General features: G+C 32.7%; 2 protein-coding genes. Both read left to right on the top strand.

What is annotated here, in order from left to right; translation table 11 throughout:
• On the top strand, window positions 1–2,085 hold a 2,085-nt coding region (locus tag HRU49_RS14400), incomplete at its 5' end, for an HAD family hydrolase (RefSeq protein ID WP_296358382.1).
• Window positions 2,086–2,207: 122 nt separating this feature from the next.
• On the top strand, window positions 2,208–2,895 hold a 688-nt coding region (locus HRU49_RS14395; RefSeq protein WP_296358380.1), incomplete at its 3' end, for an Ig-like domain-containing protein.

Here is a 2,895-nt window from a genome sequence, read left to right as displayed (position 1 = left end):
CCAAATCTAAATCAATTCACACTTAACCAACTAAACAAAAAGCATAAGGAAAAGCAAATAAAAAATCTTTTCACAGACTATAATGACACTATAGTTCATAGGTCTGTGCACCCTAATTATGTGCAAAGACTATGGGCTAAATTCATGATTCGAGAATTGGGGCTTCCTATTTCCGTCGATGCCCTTTACTTTATAAGGCAAGAATCTGTTAATTATCTTGAAAAAAAGCTGGGCAAAGAGGTTGATGAAATTCCATATCAGGTCCAACAAGAAGAAATTTCTAAAAGACTTATTAATGATGATATTATTTCAATTGAAAATAAACCGTCTTTTATAGAGCTTTTTGAAGATGCTGATGTTAAAGCTGAGGCTAGTGTACAATATTTAGACCAAGATGTCATTGACACTATTAAATATTTTAAATCCAATGGTGGTAAAGTTTACTTGGTGTCTGACTTCTACGGCTCAATTTCATTGTTTAAAAAACTTCTCAATCATCATGGCATTGTAGACTTATTTGATGGTATTTATAGCTCGGCATCTCTGGAAAAAAGTAAATATCGAAATTCTATTTATGCTCCCTTAATTTCTGAGCTAGGATTTAACCCAGAAGATATAATGATGATAGGTGATAATCAAAGAAGCGATTATGACAATGCGATTAAAAATGGCTTAAACGCCTATCTCCTGCCTCATAAAAAATATTTAAGGAAGAATAAATTAAACAATTTTGGAAACGATAAAAAGCGATTAAAATATATCCTTAACAGCATTTATAAAAAATGTAAATGTCGTTCGGCGATTCCTTTTACCGAATATGCGATATTCTACCATATTTTTGCTGAACGGATTTATGAAACCGCTAAGCGAAAAAACATAAAAAACTTATTTTTTCTTTCTCGTGAAGGCCAGTTTTTAAAGAAACTTTTTGATTCGTATCAAGAATTTTCATCAATCGACTCTAGCAAAAAAATTAAAACACATTACTTAAAGATTTCAAGACACGCGGCGCTTCAAATGTCTCTGAAAGATATTAATGACGAGCCGTTTACGTTTTTGAGCAAAAAGTATAGTAATCTTTCGGCGGGTGACTTTTTAATCGCTGTGAATTGTCCAGACGATATTCAAAATACAATATTAAGTGAATTACAAATTGATGGTAGTTTACCAGTTGAAGGTTTCTTTTCTTCGACCGTTTTTGAAAACTTAAAAAAGAATAAGACGTTTATTGACTACTATGACAAACATAGGCTTGAAAGCAGTAATGCATTTAAAACTTATATAAACTCTTTTGGAGCCAATATTGAAGCTGAAGGTATTCATCTAGCAGATATAGGCTGGGGTGGAACAATGCAAGAGGCTATTTACACATTTTTTGAAGAAAATATTTCTGTCACAGGGTATTATCTTGGGTTGAATGAAATTTACGACATACAACCGCTAACCCAGCGTTATGGTCTTAATTTTTCTATTATGCCTTATCCAGATTATAATGACCATATCATTATGGCAAACATGCAGTTGTATGAACAATTTTCTGCTGCAGATCATGGAAGCGCATTAGATTATAGTTTAGATGCTAAAGGCTTTACCTTAGAATATCATAAACCTGAGGAAAAATGGCTCTACGACACCCATATTAAGGACCATCAAGAACAAATGATCGGGCTTCATAAAGAGCTTTTACTCAGCTTAAACTCATTGTGTTATTCTCATGGCATGCTACAAAACGCAATGTCTAAAATAGCCTTAAAAGTAGGTGTGTCTCAAAATAATAGAAAACTGAAATTCTTAGAAACTTTAAGCCAAGGGTTTTATCAAAACGTGGGCACTAATCAAGTTGGTATTTCTTATCAACCACCAAAGATTAAGAGTCCGGTAGGTATGCTAAAAAGTTTTCTTATTACGCCAGAAAAATACTTTAGATATTTAGTAAAAGTAAAACCAATGCTATACAAAAAGAACAAGCTGTTAGCAATGTTGTTCCCTATGTGGATAATTTATTTTTATTACAGGTTTAATAAGGCCTTAAGATTCAATATGATAAATCGTTTTTTTCTTCTAAAATACAACGCCTTTAAGTAACAGTTTAGCGGAAATTTAGGTCGATTAACGATTTGACATAAAAACCTTAGTTTTAGTGGCATTTTGGCTAAGTAGGACTTTTGGCCTTGAGGTTGTTATATAGGTGTGCATTAATTGTTATTATGGATAGAAATTACGCTGTTAAATTTGTCTTGGTGTGCTTTTGCTTAATTTTTTCCTGCAGTGAAATTGATGATAACACTGCAGCTGTAAGCGCAAAAACCAATCCAGACAATATTGTGATTACTCAGAATTCAGTTCAACAGATTTATATTTTGAGTAATGATAATAATCTACCTCAAACAGGAAGTTTATCCGTTACCAATCCGACATTAGGAGTTCTACAAGTCAACGACAACAATTCACCGGATAACCCAAGTGATGATTTTGTGATTTATAGTGCTTATCCTAATACAATTGGTAACGATTCATTTCAATATACGGTATGTGATAATTTTGGAAGTTGTAAAACAGAGAATGTAACTATCAATATAACATCGTTGTCTGTAGTACATGAGTTTGGAGAAAATTCACCGCATGCTACACTTTCTGAATACAACTTTTTTAGTGGAGACTTGAAAAATTTAAACCCAACATTTGGAGTTGTGCCCTATGACTTAATAACACCTTTGTTCTCTGATTACGCTAAGAAAAAACGATTTATTTGGATGCCAAATGGTGTAAGAGGAAATTATAACGGTGATCATTCCCCTTTAGAATTACCAACAGGTACAATTCTAATCAAAAACTTCTTCTATAATAACGTTCAGCCAAGTAATGAAACAAGACTTATCGAAACACGTCTTATGT

Source organism: Winogradskyella sp. (assembly GCF_013213975.1).
Taxonomy (GTDB): Bacteria; Bacteroidota; Bacteroidia; order Flavobacteriales; family Flavobacteriaceae; genus Winogradskyella.
Note: the sequence above shows the minus strand (reverse complement) of the source record. Positions and strands in the feature narration are given on the sequence as shown.